The sequence below is a fragment of the Sphingobacterium spiritivorum ATCC 33861 genome, from assembly GCF_000143765.1.
Lineage (GTDB): Bacteria > Bacteroidota > Bacteroidia > Sphingobacteriales > Sphingobacteriaceae > Sphingobacterium > Sphingobacterium spiritivorum.
This window is the reverse complement of the sequence record NZ_GL379770.1, coordinates 1,040,127-1,057,231: the sequence shown is the minus strand read 5'-3', so window position 1 is coordinate 1,057,231 and position 17,105 is coordinate 1,040,127. Positions and strand designations below refer to the sequence as shown.

General features: G+C 36.7%; 9 protein-coding genes and 2 tRNA genes. 5 read left to right on the top strand and 6 right to left on the bottom strand.

The window, feature by feature from the left end; translation table 11 throughout:
* Window positions 1–27 precede the first annotated feature (27 nt).
* Window positions 28–2,031, bottom strand: a complete 2,004-nt coding sequence (locus HMPREF0766_RS04555) for a M13 family metallopeptidase (RefSeq protein ID WP_002994109.1) — start codon at window positions 2,029–2,031, stop codon at window positions 28–30.
* 168 nt (window positions 2,032–2,199) lie between these two features.
* Between HMPREF0766_RS04555 and HMPREF0766_RS04550 the strand changes: the two genes are divergently transcribed.
* From HMPREF0766_RS04550 to HMPREF0766_RS04540, 3 genes are read left to right on the top strand one after another with little or no spacing between them, the layout of a single operon-like run.
* Window positions 2,200–2,871, top strand: coding sequence for a YgjP-like metallopeptidase domain-containing protein (locus HMPREF0766_RS04550; protein ID WP_002994107.1), 672 nt, complete (start codon window positions 2,200–2,202; stop codon window positions 2,869–2,871).
* Window positions 2,828–3,196, top strand: a complete 369-nt coding sequence (locus HMPREF0766_RS04545) for a hypothetical protein (protein WP_002994105.1) — start codon at window positions 2,828–2,830, stop codon at window positions 3,194–3,196. The genes HMPREF0766_RS04550 and HMPREF0766_RS04545 overlap by 44 nt, the downstream gene beginning before the upstream one ends.
* 2 nt (window positions 3,197–3,198) lie before the next feature.
* Entirely contained in the window at window positions 3,199–4,386 is a 1,188-nt protein-coding gene (locus tag HMPREF0766_RS04540) for an oxygenase MpaB family protein (RefSeq protein ID WP_002994103.1), read from the top strand.
* Between the two features lie 43 nt (window positions 4,387–4,429).
* Here the strand turns inward: HMPREF0766_RS04540 and HMPREF0766_RS04535 are convergent, their stop codons facing one another.
* Entirely contained in the window at window positions 4,430–5,071 is a 642-nt protein-coding gene (locus tag HMPREF0766_RS04535) for a hypothetical protein (RefSeq protein WP_002994101.1), read from the bottom strand.
* Window positions 5,072–5,183: 112 nt separating this feature from the next.
* Window positions 5,184–6,140 carry an AraC family transcriptional regulator gene (locus HMPREF0766_RS04530; protein ID WP_115388631.1) on the bottom strand — a complete coding sequence of 319 codons (957 nt, stop codon included), beginning with the start codon at window positions 6,138–6,140 and terminating at the stop codon, window positions 5,184–5,186.
* A 313-nt stretch (window positions 6,141–6,453) separates the two neighbouring features.
* Here HMPREF0766_RS04530 and HMPREF0766_RS04525 point away from each other — a divergent pair.
* Window positions 6,454–6,529: transfer RNA gene (locus HMPREF0766_RS04525), tRNA-Gly, on the top strand.
* Between the two features lie 11 nt (window positions 6,530–6,540).
* Window positions 6,541–6,625: transfer RNA gene (locus HMPREF0766_RS04520), tRNA-Leu, on the top strand.
* A 280-nt stretch (window positions 6,626–6,905) separates the two neighbouring features.
* Here HMPREF0766_RS04520 and HMPREF0766_RS04515 read toward each other — a convergent pair.
* Genes HMPREF0766_RS04515 through HMPREF0766_RS04505 form a run of 3 tightly spaced genes read right to left on the bottom strand, consistent with a single transcriptional unit; the run spans window position 6,906 to window position 17,003 of the window.
* A complete protein-coding gene (locus HMPREF0766_RS04515; RefSeq protein WP_002994097.1) occupies window positions 6,906–10,799 on the bottom strand; it encodes a P-loop NTPase in 3,894 nt (1,297 codons plus the stop codon).
* Window positions 10,800–10,827: 28 nt separating this feature from the next.
* A complete protein-coding gene (locus HMPREF0766_RS04510; protein ID WP_002994094.1) occupies window positions 10,828–13,881 on the bottom strand; it encodes a DEAD/DEAH box helicase in 3,054 nt (1,017 codons plus the stop codon).
* A gap of 38 nt (window positions 13,882–13,919) precedes the next feature.
* Complete coding sequence (locus HMPREF0766_RS04505) at window positions 13,920–17,003, bottom strand: DEAD/DEAH box helicase (RefSeq protein WP_002994093.1); 3,084 nt, start codon at window positions 17,001–17,003, stop codon at window positions 13,920–13,922.
* Window positions 17,004–17,105 lie beyond the last annotated feature (102 nt).

Here is a 17,105-nt window from a genome sequence, read left to right as displayed (position 1 = left end):
CCATGCTTAAATGCATGTAATCGGAAATTACCAGATTACAATTCTATTTTGCTGAGGCACATACATTTTGTCTCCTTCTTTCGTCTGGAAAGCTTCATGGAAACCATCCATATTGACAATAGGTGCAAATGCACGGTACTGAGCAGGCGAATGCGGATCTGTTTTCACCTGATTAATCACATACTGATCCGTAGTTTTTGTTCTCCAGATTGTTGCCCATGACAGGAAGAAACGCTGCTCCTGTGTAAAGCCATCAATCAATCCCGGATTACCTTTATCTTTCAGATACATTTTCAGTGCATCAAATGCTACAGATGCACCACCAAGATCTCCGATATTCTCCCCTAATGTAAAACGACCATTAACAAATACACCAGGAACAGGTTCGAACGCTTCAAATTGTTTAACCAATGCATCCGCAGAAGCATCAAACTTTTCTTTATCTTCTGTAGTCCACCAGTTATTGAGATTACCGTTACCATCATATTGTGCGCCTGAATCATCAAATCCGTGGGACAATTCATGGCCTATAACAGCACCTATTCCTCCAAAGTTAATGGCTGCATCAGCTCTGTAATCATAGAATGGGGACTGAAGAATTGCAGCAGGGAATACAATCTCGTTAAACAACGGACTGTAGTATGCATTGACCGTCTGAGGAGTCATACTCCACTCTGATTTGTCCACAGGCTTACCTTGTTTTGCACGATTCTCTTCAAAAGCCCATTTGTTAACATGTAATGCATTTTCAAACAGCGAAGTCCCAATAGATAATTTCGAATAATCCTTCCATTTATTTGGATATCCGATCTTCACATTAAATTTAGAAAGTTTCTCTAATGCTTTTTCTTTTGTAGCAGGAGACATCCATGCCAGATTTTTGATGTGTACTTCAAAAGATTTCAACAGGTACTGTACCATCTCTTCAGCAGCAGTTTTGGCCTGAGGAGGAAAATTGTCTTTAACATATACTTTTCCTAACAGATCCCCTACTCTTGCATTCACAAACGCTAATCCTCTTTTGTCTAAAGCACGCTGTTCCTGTTGCCCGTTTAATTTCTTACCCCAGAAATTGAAAGATAACTGATCCAGATCTGCTGTCAATAAACCGGCCGCATTATTCATAATATGAAAACGAAGAACTTCTTTGATCTGAGCAAGATTTTCAGGTTTCAGGATCTGATCCAGTTCCTGATAGTATTTCAATTCGGATATGATAACCGTATCTGCTTTGAATCCTAAGTCTGAGATGTATTTGGCGATATCGATATTCTTCACCATTTTATTCAGATCTTTTACCGCAACAGGGTTATAGCGTTTTTGCGCATCACGGGATTCCTCAATAGTTTTTAAACGGGAAGCGATCTCTTTCTCAAAAGCAACTACTTTAGGTCCTTTAAGATCTTTTGTACGTTGTCCGACAGCAGTGTTTAAAGCGGAAATATATTCGGAATAATCGGCCAGCGTTTGTTTATTCTTTTCATCTACTTTCTGATAATAAGAACGTCCAAGCCCCAGATTTGCTGCTCCCAGATAGATCGCATTCATACTGCTGTTTTTCATATGTGCATAGACGCTTGCTCCGAAAAACGGATTGCCTCCTTCAGGCGCAACCTCTAACAGGTATTTGTACAGATCATTGAAGTTTTTAATGGCATCGATCTTAGCCAGATAAGATTTGATCGGCTCAATCCCTTTTGCATTACGTGTATCGAAGTCTACATACGAACGGTAGAGATCAGCAATTTTTTGTCCGTCTGAACCTTTTTCAAATTTTTGAGTCAGCGATTCTTTCAGAATTTTTAAGGTTGCTTCATCTGTGTTTTCACGCAATTCTTCGAATGAACCCCATCTTGCTTTATCAGCAGGAATTTTTACGGTTTTCATCCAGTTACCATTTACATAACTGTAAAAATCATCCTGAGGACGGACGCTTTTATCCATAAAATCAGGATTGATGGCTTTTGCGGATTGTGCAAATGTACTCCCCGTTCCCATGAGCAAAACTGCCATAGCTACATACTTTTTCATACAACTGTAATTTGTTTTAATTGTTATATCAACTATCCGTCAAACATCGTTTGCAAATCGTTGAGAGACAAACTTAATAAAAGTTTAATACAATAAAAGGTAACGATTTTATATTTTTTGTATGTCGGATCACTTAATATTCACGGATATACTTTATTTTAGTTGCATATGAAAATCGAAATCGATGGGATCTGGTATGAGTGGGTGCCTTCTGTCCGTGATACCTTTAAGGTGCTGGAGCAGGATGGTACATTTGTTCGACTGCAGGTACCAGCCCATGCCGATGAAGCATTCGTAAAAAGCTATATCCGAACACATCGCGCTATACTTTTGAAGGGTCATAAATCCAATGCTGCAGACACTATTGAGCCAATTGAAATATTTGGTATCCCTCACTTTGTGCACCATCAGGAAAATTGTTCACAACCTTATATCAAAGGATTTCGTATTTATCTCAACACCTATGACAGACAATGGACTAATAAGGGGATCGACAGCCTGAAGAAAAGTCTGTTGCTTCAGTTGATTATACAATTGGTGGGGCATTGGGAAGAACAACTTGATTTATTAACTGGTGAGATTCTGATACGTAAGTTACGCAGTAACTGGTATAATACAGATAAACAAAGCTGTAACCTGACTTTTGATACAGCACTGACAGATCAGCCGGCAGATTATATTACGTATATTGTGATCAGAGCATTATTGTCACTGCAGAAAAACGCTAAAAAAGAGCAGGAACATCAATTGGATCATCTGCTACCGGGATGGCAGGAAAAAGAAGAAGCATTAGCCTATGAGCGGACAAAATTTAGAGATACAGATTACGATCAGCAATAACGAACTGCGAAGCATACAGGAGGATCCGCAGCAATTGATCACTCATATACCTTCAGAGAATTGGGAAGCACTAAAGTCAGGAATAGTGGATCAGTTAACCGATCGTGATGGTGCACCACAACTGGATCAGATCCGTATACAGAACTTCCGATGGAATGAAAATAGCCATAAAGGATCATTCCGGATGCAGTTTCTGATCAATCGTCATTTTTGTTGCAGCGATACGGAAGCATGTGCTATGGACTATGTAGACTGGAATTTTGTATACAATGCCGGTCTGTTATCTGCTGAAGCGAACTATGTTAACTGGACATTAGATAATTGATTATGCAGGCACCCCCGCAGCGATATCGTGTAAATACATCTTCCTTTCAACATTATTGGACAAAGGGGGCCGGAATTGAACTTTTACATAAATTGGGATACACTCCGGTTCTGGAAAAGGCTGATCAATATATCCCCTTGCTTTTCCAGACGGATGAAAGCTGTGATTACCTTGTCAAACAGCTCCATCAGCATGAAGGCTTTAAAAAAGGGAATGAAGAGGTACTTCGTTTTTTGAAAGATGGGCAGCATTATTCCGGCACATATGCTCACGTTTTGAAATCATTTTTTGATTCCTTTGAACGGCGCCCGGATTGGGTTGATGACGATTTACTCCATGTTGGTACCGAACTCAGCAGGCGTCCCGGGATCAGTGCACTTATTGTCCTCCGCGATTATTGCCTTATGGGTGGTTATGAATCTTCTGCGATTAACAAACCACTTATTTATACAAGCGCGCTCAAAAAAGGTGCTGTAAAGCGATTGACAGATACCGTGACTTTCTGGGTCAATATTACCAGAGCAGGTGCTTTTGATGCTGACGGGAAAGGTTTTCAAAATGTTATCCTGACCCGTATTATTCACTCTTTCTCCAGAGTCAATATTCTGCGTTCTACCGATTGGAATGCAGACAAGTGGGGAATGCCTGTCAACACATGGGATTTATTAGCGACCAATTTGGGATTTTCGCTGGTCTTTATCGTTGGCTTACGCCGAATGGGATATGCTCCGACAGCACATGAGGTCAAGGGATTATTTCACTTCTGGAAGTATGTTGGCTATCTTATAGGTATTCCGACCGATCTTTTGCCGGATACTGAAGAACAAGCTATAGAAGCACTTTATTATTGGACTATGACACAGGCAGACGGAGATGAAGATTCAAAAGCACTTGCCATGGCACTGAAGGAAGAGCCCGTAAAAGCTTTCTTTCCTCCCTCCCGTACAGGACGTAGGATGATGAAAGAAATACACCTTTACTACAATAACTTCTTACTCGGAAATTACTCCTGTAAACTTCTGGGTCTGCGCAACACGATATTCGGTAAAATAGCATATCTCAATATCCTGAAAAACAAAAGAGAAGAAAAGAAGATATACTTACCCGGCTACAGAGAACAAATGATCCGCAAAGGAGGTGAAGAACAGGATAAGGTCAAACAAATCTATCTTAAATATAACAACGGGTAGTGATTTATTGGATTCACCACCCGTTTGCCAATCCTTCTATTTCCTATTTTCCTTTCATAATCAAGGCTTCGTGTGCGCTGCCACGCATCCACAATAACCAATTGACACAGGACACAGCACATATATTCAGAATCCCGAAATATACTATCCAGATCTCAAATCCGAAAAAGTAAAACATGGGTATCCAGTATCCGAATACACTCCAATAGGATGCCATACAGATCGGACATTGAATAACGGGTTTACGAAAGTATTTATTCACGACATATTCTTCATCGGTTTTGTAGCAGCGAATTACTCCCTTACCATCAGTCTCCATGCTAATCTTTTCATCGATCTCTTTCAAGCCCTGTCTGATCCGCTCCTCTGATTCCGGGGAACTGTTATCATAGATCAGACTATTTCCTGAATTTACCAGTGTTTCATTTTTGAGCTTTTGCTGCAGTTTCCCAAACAATATATCCCATTGTTCTCCACTGTAATATACCTTTACATGTCGTACACGGCTCAGGTATTTAAACAAAGGATATAAAATCATTTCACTGTCTTTATCCCTTCCATCGGGAAGAACTTCCGTTCCTCCTTTTGCTGCTATGCGTACGCCCAGTATAAATAATGATTGCAGAATAACATAGCCTAATGCTGCAAATACCAAAAAGAAAAGTTCATTTACTTGTATCTCCATAACAGATCTCCTTATTTTAAAATTGTTCTTTTATTCAACAATACAAAATTCAGGATCTCTGTCATTTGTTAAAAGAGACACAGCACTGAAGAAATGGTACAAAACACAGATTTTAGATTGCCTGTGTATGCTGTTGCCGAAACTGTGCAGGTGTCATTCCGGCATGCTTTCTGAAAAAACGACCGAAATAAGACTGATCTGAAAACCGGAGACGGGCAGCGATCTGTGCGATAGTATCATCGGATTGTACCAGATGCGATTTGGCTTCGGCCAGCAAATGCTGATAGATAAAATTACTTGCGGACTGCCCGGTAATCGCTCTCACCATATCATTGAGATAATGTGGATGAACAAAAAGCAGATCTGCATAATCGGATACCTGTCTGTAAGTCAGAAAATGAGCATGCACAAGCCGTTTGAATTTACTTACCAGCTGCTCCTGCCTCGAATGCGTGATTGTTTCAGCAGATTGCTGAATATACATACGTCCGACCTCCAGCAAGAGCGCATTGAGATAAAGCCTCGTAAGCAGATCATCGTTGTAATTTTGTCGGTTTGTGTACTCATGTTTTAGCTTATCAAAAAGAGGTACAAGTTGCGCCATTTCATTCTCTTTAAGACAGACAAAAGGATCATTATCGGGAATAAAAAAGGGATATTCCATCAGTTTGATCTGGTTTTTCAGACACAATAAAAAGTATTCCGAATCAAAACTACAATGATACCCTTCAATATCCTCAGACCAGTGCTGTATTTTATGTAAGGTATTTTCGGGGATAAAATATAAGGTCCCTCCTTCAAAAGTATAGGTCTGATATGCGATAGTTTCTGTAGCTCTGCCTTTTGTAATTAAGATCATGCTGTAAAAACCTTTTCTTGTACTGTGGAATGGCGTATCGCGCTGACAGGATTTGATCATTTCCAGCGGTACAATGGAAAGAAAATTTTGAAAGACTACATGTCTGACAGATCCGCAAACTTCGCATACATCCAAACTATTATTTTTCGACTGCGGTACTGTAGCGAAGTTTTTTCCCTCAGATTTTTTATTTTTTTGTATTACTTCCATATCTGCATCCGTTAAATAACACACAAAAATAACATTCCCGTCTATTAAAAGCAACTTGATTGCTTTTAATAGACGGGAATGTATCACTCTTGACAACTTACAGACTATCGGGTCCTGCCTGTTTTACCCGATATTAAGGAAAACAGAGTCTGTCATGTCCCAGTGCACTTTTATACATAAAAATTATCTCACACAGATTGAGCACATTAGTATTAAAAGCTATATATTTTTGATAAATAAATTTTGCAATTCCGTTTTTCTCTCTATATTTGCATCACCAAAACGGAAAGAGCTACTGCTCGGAACGTAACAAGCGAAAGTAGCTCAGTTGGTAGAGCACAACCTTGCCAAGGTTGGGGTCGCGAGTTCGAATCTCGTCTTTCGCTCCACAATATCACCTGCCTAGGTGGTGGAACTGGTAGACACGCAGGACTTAAAATCCTGTTCCCGTTAAGGGAGTGCGGGTTCGATTCCCGCCCTAGGTACTTTAAGTGGTGGATTAACATCCATCACTTTTTTTTATTTTAAAAAAGTGACAATCAAACAATTAAAATATATTTAGCTAAATAATTCGATTTCACTATTATCTTACCCTGACAGGATTCGAACCGCTGTTAAACTTTCAGATAGCTTTATTTTTCATAATTATGTTGATAAAAAAGATAGTTTTTTCAATACTTTTATATTTAAATCATAATTTATCGAACCACTTCTATATTAACTTTGTATAACTGAATCAATCGGGATATTCTTCAGTTTTGCTATTTAATTCTTTAATGTTTTAAATAATTGCTTCATTATATCATTCATAGTATAGGCAAAATCCTGTTGTAAGCCCTTTGCTATAAATCCTTTAAAATCATCTTGCTGATCATTTTGTTCATTTACTATTTTGTTTATTACTTCTTTACTTTCTGCTTCTACTCTTTTCAACCAATCCATTTCCAGCTCGGACTCCTTATTCAATTTTGTTCTACATTCAGAAAGCTTCCATAATTCAGATAAAGCATTGTATTGATTCTCTTTACTCTGATTAAGGATTGAAGTCTCCGGTAAATTAATTCCAGATAGTGTTTCAATTGTTTTTGCATCAATATTGACGGGTAGCGGATGTAACCCATCTAAATTAAGAGGCGTACCTTCCAGTAGCATTTCTCGAAAAGCTTCAAAGTAACTTTTTGTAAATCTGCCTCCCACAGAAGCTATATTATCATTTATACTGATAATAGAATAGAAATCAATACTTAGTTCTGCCAGATCAGCCAAATTAATTGATAATTGAAAAATAGATGTCTCATCCGAAAAATCAAAGTTTAATATCCCGAATGTGGCGTAGGTGAGTGTATCCGTTTCTATTAGTTTATCAGGAAACACAAATTCATAATCTAAGTTTTCTTCTACTCTATTTAATATTACTTTTAGTTTGTCTAATTTCTCATTCTTTACTTTAGACCACCAGTCTTCTATAACCTTTCTCGCAACATGCAATGGTCTTTTATTCTCTAAAGGGATTTGCGAAATATAATATTGTACGGTAATATATAACCGTTCAAAACATTTCTCTTCCTCTATACATACTTTTTCTGAATCAAAATAAGGAATAGTTCTGTTCTCTACTTCTCTAAAAGCCTCCTGCATATCTTTTAAATCCAGATAAACGGCCTTTAAATTAATCAGTGCAACATGCCGGTCATGTTCTTCTTTGGGAAGCAGGATATTTAAGAATTGGCTATTAATATTTGATAATGATGCAAACCAATTACCAATTACATTCTCTTCCTTTGAATTGCTACCTTCTTCGAAATATTTTTTTCCATATTTGGGATATGTTTTTTTAACAGCAATTGCATCGGCAAGTTTGATTCTGATCTGGTCAACAACACGAACGATCCGATCTTTTTTCACAGTATTCCCTTCCAGTAGAGAATCAATCAATGTGGTAATAGCTTTCGCCCAATCAATAGCTATCTCACGTACCTCAAGAATATTTTTTTGCCATTCATAGGCTGACGTTTCCTGATAATTCTTTTGTATTATGGATCTCCATATACCGTTGAGATGGATGTCAAATTTATCCCCAATAGCTTCTGGGGTCAGGTTCTTTATAAAATTATGCTTCACAACAGAGATCAGCTCTTCTGATGGGAAAGGTAATAATAGTGCTTCGGCGCAATATTTTTTATAAAAGGGAAGAAAAGCATACAGAACCTGTATTCTGGATACACTATTCTCGTTTCCTTTATCTACTTCATTACCAGAAAGCAAGTATTCAATAAATATATCACCATCCTTTTCTTCAAGGGTAATCGAGTTAGTGCTAACTTTCAAATAACTTATTATTTGCCGCTTATTATCATTTGTAAATTTTTTAAACCCTGCCGGATTGCTCATGTTAAAGTATAACATGTACTCTTTAGCTTCCTTAATTTCCATATTGATGAGATCATCTATACCAATATTAGTCTGAACAAAAGGTAGCTTTAATGCTAATTTCAATTCATTATACCATTTGAAAAGAAACCCCAATCTTTTATAAGATGTTACTGGCGATATACGCTTTGCCAATTTATCTTTCAAAGCATTTGCGAATAGTAACAAATCTGCATTCTCAAAAGAATATTTTGGTAATTTACTCTTTAATTCAGCGAGCTGTTGAAAAGCACCTCCTTTCTCTCCCAATATCTCGGAAAGCTCAGATAAAGTATTAAGTTCAGTGAACGGGACTGTAGCAATTGAGAACATTTCAATACCACCCATATTATAAGCGGTATCAAATAAGTCTCTATTAGATAACCAATAACGCTGAGGCTCTCCATGCATTATGCCATCCAGTGCATAAACCATATCAGATATTTCACCTTCGCTCAGCAGATTTGCTAATCCTTTATAAAAAATGGCTTTATTATTTGTGAGTAGGAATGGTGCATTAATAAAAAAGTCATGCTTATAGTTATCATCGATTATTTTCAGCAAATTGAACAAAGAGTCTTCAAGAGGCAATTGTTTGTGCAATAAATCTTTCAAATGATTTGATCGTACTGGATGAAGCCCCTCTACATATTGTCCATCAAAATTTAAAAAGTATTCTTTTTCCAGCTCATTCAATAACAATCCTCTATCCTGCTCAAATCCTATTTCGGTTCTTATATAATTTAAAAGCCGAACAGTTTGCAGCTTAATATTTAAACAGTCTGCAAGAGAAACCATTCTCAAAATTTCAATCTTAGCTCCTGAAGATTTTGATTCGTGTAAATATTTGATTTGTACTTCAAGTCGTTCATGAATCATTTGTCCTTTTGTAAGCAGGTACGTATATTCAATCAGAAGCCCTTTATCCATTACCTGCTCCCAGATAGGCTGCCAATCTTTAATCTCTGCATGAGTTTTCTTTTTACGTTTAAATTGTTCGAAAATATCTTTTGCCTCCTGTGCTGATAAAGAAATATCGATTGAATATAGGTTGATACGTGAAATATCCGCACCAAATCTAAACCAGTCTTCCTGACGTGTAGTAATTAAAATTTTAACAGGTACTTGCTTAAGTCTTTCCGTTACATCTGACCATGCTTCAACTGAACTATCCAATCCATCAATGATTAATAAGGGGACTTCCCCGATAAAGACTCTGGATTCTAAAAATTCTACTACTGAATTGGCTTCATCTTTATCTCTACAAGTACTCAACTGATAAATGCTACGATGAGCTTTTAAATTATATCCTACCTGCCATGCTAATGTGGATTTCCCTTGTCCACTGGAAGATTTGATAACAACAATATCTGAGTCCTGTAATGCCTTTTCTACGGATCTCTCCCATGTTTTTCTTCGTGCGGGTAGTCCCTGAGCAATATGTATTGGTCTCGCTGATTTACCGTCATAGTAATCATCCGACAGTTGTACATTATTTTGGTAAGAGATCTCTGATATCCAATTATTCTGAATAGCTTTATTTATAGGTGATTTTGAAAATGAATCTCTTACATTTTGAAATAATGTACGAACCATTGCTTTACTTACAATTTCTCTGTCTTTTGACCAGATCAGAATATTATAAAATAAGGCATTCAAAAACTGAATTTCGGTTCCTTGATTCACTTTCCATTCCTTATACAATAAAGCCCGTATCTTCGTATACAATTCATTTGTAGAGTGATGCTCAAATGTCAACTTATCTGCAAAATCAACAAAATCCGTTTCCTGACATATCTTTTCCAGCTTGCTTACCCAAAATTCATCAAGGACTGTTCCTTTTTCTCTATTTACTAAATCATGCAAATTCCCCTTTGCTATTTGCATATTATAAACCAATCTGAATCGACTGTTCGGATTTGATTTATACACCTCTAAAAAGTTTTGAAGAACACCAAGTCCCCAAAAATCTCTCGCATTCATGCTATTAATAGATGACTTTAACTGTATGTACTCAGCATCAGTTCTAATTTTCTGAGATGTATGTACATCTATATCTTCAATACCTTCTAACTGAATAGAATTTATTTCAGAATCTGCTTTAAGTTCTTGTAGTACTAAAAAACATGAATACAAGACCTGAAAGTGTATACCTCTAAAATTGGTTGCACCACCATTTCTTTTTTGCAAAATATTATCTAGACTGTCAGTAACCTGCTTTAAGGTTTGCTGACCTGAATTTGATTTCATAAAAAAGTGTTTATTTAAGTTTTATTATTTATCCTAAACCAGATGCCATCTCTCTAAAGTAGTCACAGGATGCCCAGAGTTTTCTGTTTCCTATGACATAAAACCGTTTTTTGGCTCTCGTCAGTGCTACATTCAACATATTGGGCTTTTGTGAAGCCCAGTTTCTTGCTCCCTGAGACTTGGGGTCACTACCCAAAACAAGAAATACAATATCTGCTTCTTTTCCCTGAAACTTGTGTATTGTACCACAAGAGATTTTTTTCTGAAAACGGAATTCCTGTTCACAGAAATTTGCAATGGATTTGAAGGGAGATATTACATAAATTTCGTCCTTATAACCTGTTTGCAATAATTCAACAATTTTGGCTTTCAACACGTCAATTTCTTCCAGAATTATATGCTTATTGTATGGTACAGAAGAGTTTTCTACATGAAACCATGTAGATGCTCCGATAAATTTATCTGTTGAATTCTCGTTGACCGCTTTTACCATTTGATTACTGTATGCGATCTGATTCGCAATCGTGAACATCGGATTATCACATCTTCTGTGTGTACGTAATGGAAAACCTGTCCATATCTTTTCGTCAGACCCTCCTACTCTCATATATGTTCCAGACTCTGATACCCGATCCGCCAACTGCTGTACAGAGACTTTGTAAGGAGACCAGTCTACAGCCACGTCATGTTCATTTCGTAATTTAGTTACCAGTTTTTCAGGCATAGTTACTACCGGCTCCACCTGCAACGGATCTCCAACGATTACACAACGTTTCGAGCGGTGTATAATTCCGGCTACGGACTGGGGAGTAGCCTGCCCTGCTTCATCTATAAGCAGCCATCCGATTTGTTTTTTTTCTGTATTAGGAAATAGCTTGCTGACAGAGGCTAATGCTGTAGAGACGACAGGTACACACAAGAAAAGTGTATCCCAGAGATTTTGAGCGATATCAGGATTAAGTCTTGCCCATCCTCCGGTCATCTCAAAAAATGCGGTCAAATTATTCCGAATGCTCTTTGCATTCGCAAGAATGGCGTCACGATGCAATTGTAAAGCTGTATTAAAGATATTCCCTCTTAGTTTTGCAATCTTAGAAGAATGATAGGGATTCAATAATTGTATATCATGCAGATCCTTTCGCAGAAAATCTATATCACATAGATTTTTCTCCTCAATCTCATACTTTTGAATCAATATATCTCTTAGCTTTTTATATGCTACAAAGAACAGAGTAATGTTGGCTAATTCCTCTTTATATTTCTCTTGTTTAGTAGTAAGTCCTTTTATTTCATCCCTATTGCTGATCTGTTCTTTACGAATATTTTCTAACCTTTCACTAACTGGCTTTAATTTATTCAGAAGTTCTTCTGATTCGGTATTCCACTTTTTGTATCGGGAAGTTGAAAACAGCTTCTGGAAAAAGAAAAAGGGAGGTTTGCGTTGTAGATGTAGTGTTAGTACGGACTGTAATCGGTTTGCATCCTGTGTTGTAAAATTTTCTCTTTCCTGTATATCCTTTTTAGCCATATACAGTTTAGACAGCTTTTTTTCAATACTATTCAGTTCCTTAGTGGCTTCTTCTTCCTTTTGTCTGTTTTTGATATATTGTGAAAGTTGGTTATGAAACGAAGAGGCTACTTGTCTGAATTCATCAAATTCTTTCAGCAGATCCTTGAATATCTTATTTCTATTTCTAAATGATTCTCTGTGTAAAGCTGTTGTATCATTTTCCGGATCCCGATAAATACTATACAGCAAGTCATTAAACCCGATCTGCTCCACTTCATCCTGAGATAACCAGAAAGCTTTTCTGAAAGCATTTCTATTCTTAGCATTACCTAAAGCTGCCGCCAGCACTCCCCAACTCTCTTCATTGATTAAGCCTTGCGAACATCTTGAAAAATAGCCTGCTTCAGGAAATGATACATTATCAATCTTACGCCTCATTGGAAGCTCTTTACTGATATTCTCTACCGCAGCATTGTTGTTGCTTGCTACTACAATACCAAAATCATTTCTCAAACCTTTATTCAGAGTATAAGTATAACGATCATACCCTGATTCTTTTTCTATTTTGAAATAGCCTTTTTCAAATATATCGTCACACCCTAACGAAGAAAGTATTTTTGCCCGTTCAACAACAATATTCGCTACAACATCAAGTAACAGGGTTGTTTTGCCTGTACCCGGAGGACCATTGACTCCCTGTAAACCTTCCTGACCACTAAGATTAGAAAAAATAGTGTTTACAGCTCCGACCTGAGCAGAATACAGTCCATATTTTACGTCGGATAGCCATCGACCGGCTGGTATCTGTCCCGGATTAATACTGTGGAACAGCATAGCTTTACTTTGTATGATATCTTTACGCTTTTCCACAGAAGGACTAAGGGATAAATAAGATTGCAGAGCTATTCCCAATTCCTTTTCTTTTAGAGTATTTAGATGATTGAGATCTTCAAGATAAAAACTATTCAGAAAACTGGTATTTGGTTCACTGTCTTTCGGAACATGTTCTTCAACAATGAAGACTTTAATATCCTCTTTCCACCACAGACTCAGTTTTTTCAAGTAAGCAATTTCATTAGCGAGGTATTGCCAGGTGACTATATCTCCTTTTGGCATTTCTTCCCATTCAGCATCTACAGATCCAAAGTTATATCGTTCCAGAAAATCTTCCTGTGCTTTCTCTAAGGCAACTGAAACAGTAGAAAGATTTAATTTTTTCTCTATAGCCCTGAGACCAAAAATATAACTTGCTGTCAAATAACTGTCATACTCTGGATTCCCATCTTCATCTAATATCAGGGCTGATAAACAACTAAATCCCTTTACAGGTTCTTCCCAATCGTTCGTATCCTCAACTTTTAACAAACCATTGAGATGATTAACGACCACCTTTTTATCAATCTTACCAAAAATAAGGGTATAACGCCACTTATAATATTTCTTTTCCAACCGATCTGACCGAAACCAAGGCAATTCATCACCTTCCCGCAGCAGTTTTGCTTCACTGTGCAAATCCGGCAAATCGAAAACTTCGACATCCCGCCAAAATTCTAGTATATCTTTTTGTTTCAAATTGATACTTTTTAAATATCCTTTTTTATCTGTAGACCTTATTCTTCATACAATGGAATGTCAGATATTGTTATAATCTCTGATTGCATTTGAATACTTTGTTTGATATTATATTTTGCCTCTTCAACTTTTTCTTTTGAAATAATGTTCACTAATTTTTCTTCATCTGCTTCCATAAAATCATCTACACTATTAATCCCATTCTTGGAGAGTTCAAGATAATCCCCTCTATTCAATGTCCTTTTTACTTTTTCAGCCAGATCTCTGATTGAAGATGGAACTCCCATTTCCAACCTCACCAGTAGCTTAGATACAGTGTCACTAATATCAACACTTGGATAAAGAATTTGGACTATTGAAGAAACTACAGGTAGCAAATCACAAGTTCGAGATACAACCGATCTTATTGATCCTACCGCTGATTTGTTAAAATGATGTTGCATTAAAATATTCTCAATTTCGTTAGCATTTTTATCTGTAATCCAGAGCAAGCATGCAATTGTTTTTTTTAATTTTAATGTTAATTCAATTTGATCCTTTGAATATTTTGAATAGCTATTAAGAATATTACCTGCTATTCCTTGTGTATTAACAGCATTCCCCCATGTCTGATACTCTCTGTATTGCCCTTTTTTATTCATAGGCATATATATCTGTTCTAACTCAGTAGCAAGTTGAGCAATCCCTATTAAATTTGGACCATACAACTGATTAGGTAATGTTTGTCTCAAGACATCAACAAAACGGATGACAGATTCTAGCTCAATACCTGATTCCCCTGCAATTTTACCAATTGGTGTTGTATGAAAAAATCCATTAGCGTCTATTTCAATCAATTGATGATATTCCAATTTTTCCAAAGCATCACCAATAGTATCTTGATCCCAATCCCATTTATCATATTTAATTTTTTCCTGATAAGCTCCAAAACTTTCAACTAAAAATCCTATAATTTCATTTTCGGTCATTCCTTGCTTAGATCTGGAAGCCGAAAGAACTCTTAAAATTAAAGCTCTACAATCTGTATCGCTTGAGATAAAATTAGATTGCATATCTTCAGGTTTGGCTCTAATAAAATTTTGCCAAAACGAGTATTCCTCTATGGAAGTTAAAGCAATTAAAAAAGAATATCCTCTTTCAGAAAAACCTAACCTTCCTGCTCTACCTATGATATTCTTGTATTCAGACACAGAATATGGAATATCGCCCGGGTGTTTTAATCCTGCAACAATAACTGCTTCCGCAGGAGTGTTTACTCCCATTGCAAGTGTAGTCGTCGCAACAATTACTTTTAATCCGGAATTTCTATCTCTGAACTGCTCCTCTACTACAGCCCTTTCCTCAGGATCAAGATCAGAAATATGAAAAGAAATACCACCATTCAAAACCTGTCTAAGTTTCTCAGTAGCAACTGATGGATCTCGCTTAGGTAATAATCTGATAGCTTCAGAAGCAGCAGGTAAATCAAGATTAGCCGCAAGATATACAGCACATGACTGTGCCTCAGATTTTGTTTCGCGGAAAACTATAACATTCTTACCTTCACTAACTAATTTCCTAACCAAGGGTATAATAATATCTTGACTACTTCTTTTCCTAAACTCAGGCGTAATGAAATTCGTTGTATTCTCTACTTCTGTGTCGGATTCTATATATCTGAAATGTCCATTTGATTTTATTATTCCTTCATTTAAAGGAACAGGACGTTCTTCCCTTAATAGCAAACGACCTCCTAACCATCTTTCTAAACCATTTAAGTTCCCTATAACAGCGGATAATGCAATAATCTGAGGTTCAATACCCTCTCTTCGTTTGAGCTTCAATAGAGTAAGGATAAACTCTAAATTTACTCCTCTGTTTTTGTCTGCAATCATTTGAGCTTCATCAACCACTATAGTACCTATCTGATTAAGAATATAAGGATTTGCTAAAATTATTGCTGAAAACTTTTCATAAGTCATCAAACAAATGTCATACTGTCCTTTCATCAAAGGTATAATATCATCTGTTGTACTTTCTCCTGTTGCTTTTATAGTTTTGATATCAAAAGATGCATAGGTTTCTTCAAAATGTTTTAGTTTATCATTAACCAAAGCTTTCAAAGGAAGTAAGAATACAGCTCTTTTCCGTTGTGTAATACCATAAATAGCAGCAAGTTCCCCAACCATCGTCTTTCCCGAAGAAGTTGGTGCCGATACGACAAGATGCTTACCCTGTAAAATACCAAAATCGTTTATAGCATCTATTTGCAACTGATTTAAAGACGGTATTTTGGACTTCCATGCATTTAAAATACCAGGTGGATAACCAAATCCGAGCAAAGAGTCTATATTTGCTTCTGCTAAGCAGAAGTTTCTTTCAGGAAAAGCTTCATTATATAGATTTCCTGGTTTGAATATGGGAAAACTAATTTCTTCGGTAATATGCCCCAGCAGCATCGGATTTTGCTCAGTACCCAATTCACCAGCTGAATTTCTAACACTTGAAGTCACATATTCAAGTAGCCGGAAGATTCCTATTTTATTATCCTTTCTTACTTCTTCCGCTCCTTGCAATGCTTCCAATAGATGATAAGTTAATAGACCATGACCTAGTTTTCCGTTTTCCCATGCAGGTTCAGTCGCTTTAGAAGCAGTTAAAATTACTCGACCACTACCTGAAAATTGGCTTAACAATTCTTCTCCAGATCTTAACTCTCTTGAAGAATAATTTACCTCTAATGCCTTCGCTCCCATTCCACCGGAAAAACAACAATCAATAATACAAATCAGCTGTTTGGCTGGGATTTTTTTAAACCATTCAGATAATAAATCTAAAGAAACCGTAGTAGAAGGTATATTTTTAACATCTGTATCATATGTAACAAGTTCATGTGTTGAAGTTCCATGACCTGAAAAAGAAAATATTACGATATCATCTTCCGAGCAATCCCATAAGTGTTTAACCCCGTTCTCAATTGTACTTCTTGTGGCATTTTCATCGTACATCAGATGAAAATCTCCATCGAGGTTATCAGAAAATAAGGAATATAAAGCTACTGCATCTCGTCTAGCACAATTAAGCCAATTAATGCTTGGAGATAAAAATCTATCTATACCTATGAATATTCCATGTATTTTCATACTGAATAACTATAATTTAATTAACATTCGCAATGTAATAAATCCTTTCTAATAAACCTACCCTGCTCGACAATTCCGCTTACCTTCAGTTAATTACCCCCC

What these genes read in the sequence shown, in the direction of transcription:
- HMPREF0766_RS04555 (WP_002994109.1), bottom strand. Translation starts at nt 2,031, where the DNA reads ATGAAAAAGTATGTAGCTATGGCAGTTTTGCTCATGGGAACGGGGAGT.
- HMPREF0766_RS04550 (WP_002994107.1), top strand. Translation starts at nt 2,200, where the DNA reads ATGAAAATCGAAATCGATGGGATCTGGTATGAGTGGGTGCCTTCTGTC.
- HMPREF0766_RS04545 (WP_002994105.1), top strand. Translation starts at nt 2,828, where the DNA reads ATGAGCGGACAAAATTTAGAGATACAGATTACGATCAGCAATAACGAA.
- HMPREF0766_RS04540 (WP_002994103.1), top strand. Translation starts at nt 3,199, where the DNA reads ATGCAGGCACCCCCGCAGCGATATCGTGTAAATACATCTTCCTTTCAA.
- HMPREF0766_RS04535 (WP_002994101.1), bottom strand. Translation starts at nt 5,071, where the DNA reads ATGGAGATACAAGTAAATGAACTTTTCTTTTTGGTATTTGCAGCATTA.
- HMPREF0766_RS04530 (WP_115388631.1), bottom strand. Translation starts at nt 6,140, where the DNA reads ATGGAAGTAATACAAAAAAATAAAAAATCTGAGGGAAAAAACTTCGCT.
- HMPREF0766_RS04515 (WP_002994097.1), bottom strand. Translation starts at nt 10,799, where the DNA reads ATGAAATCAAATTCAGGTCAGCAAACCTTAAAGCAGGTTACTGACAGT.
- HMPREF0766_RS04505 (WP_002994093.1), bottom strand. Translation starts at nt 17,003, where the DNA reads ATGAAAATACATGGAATATTCATAGGTATAGATAGATTTTTATCTCCA.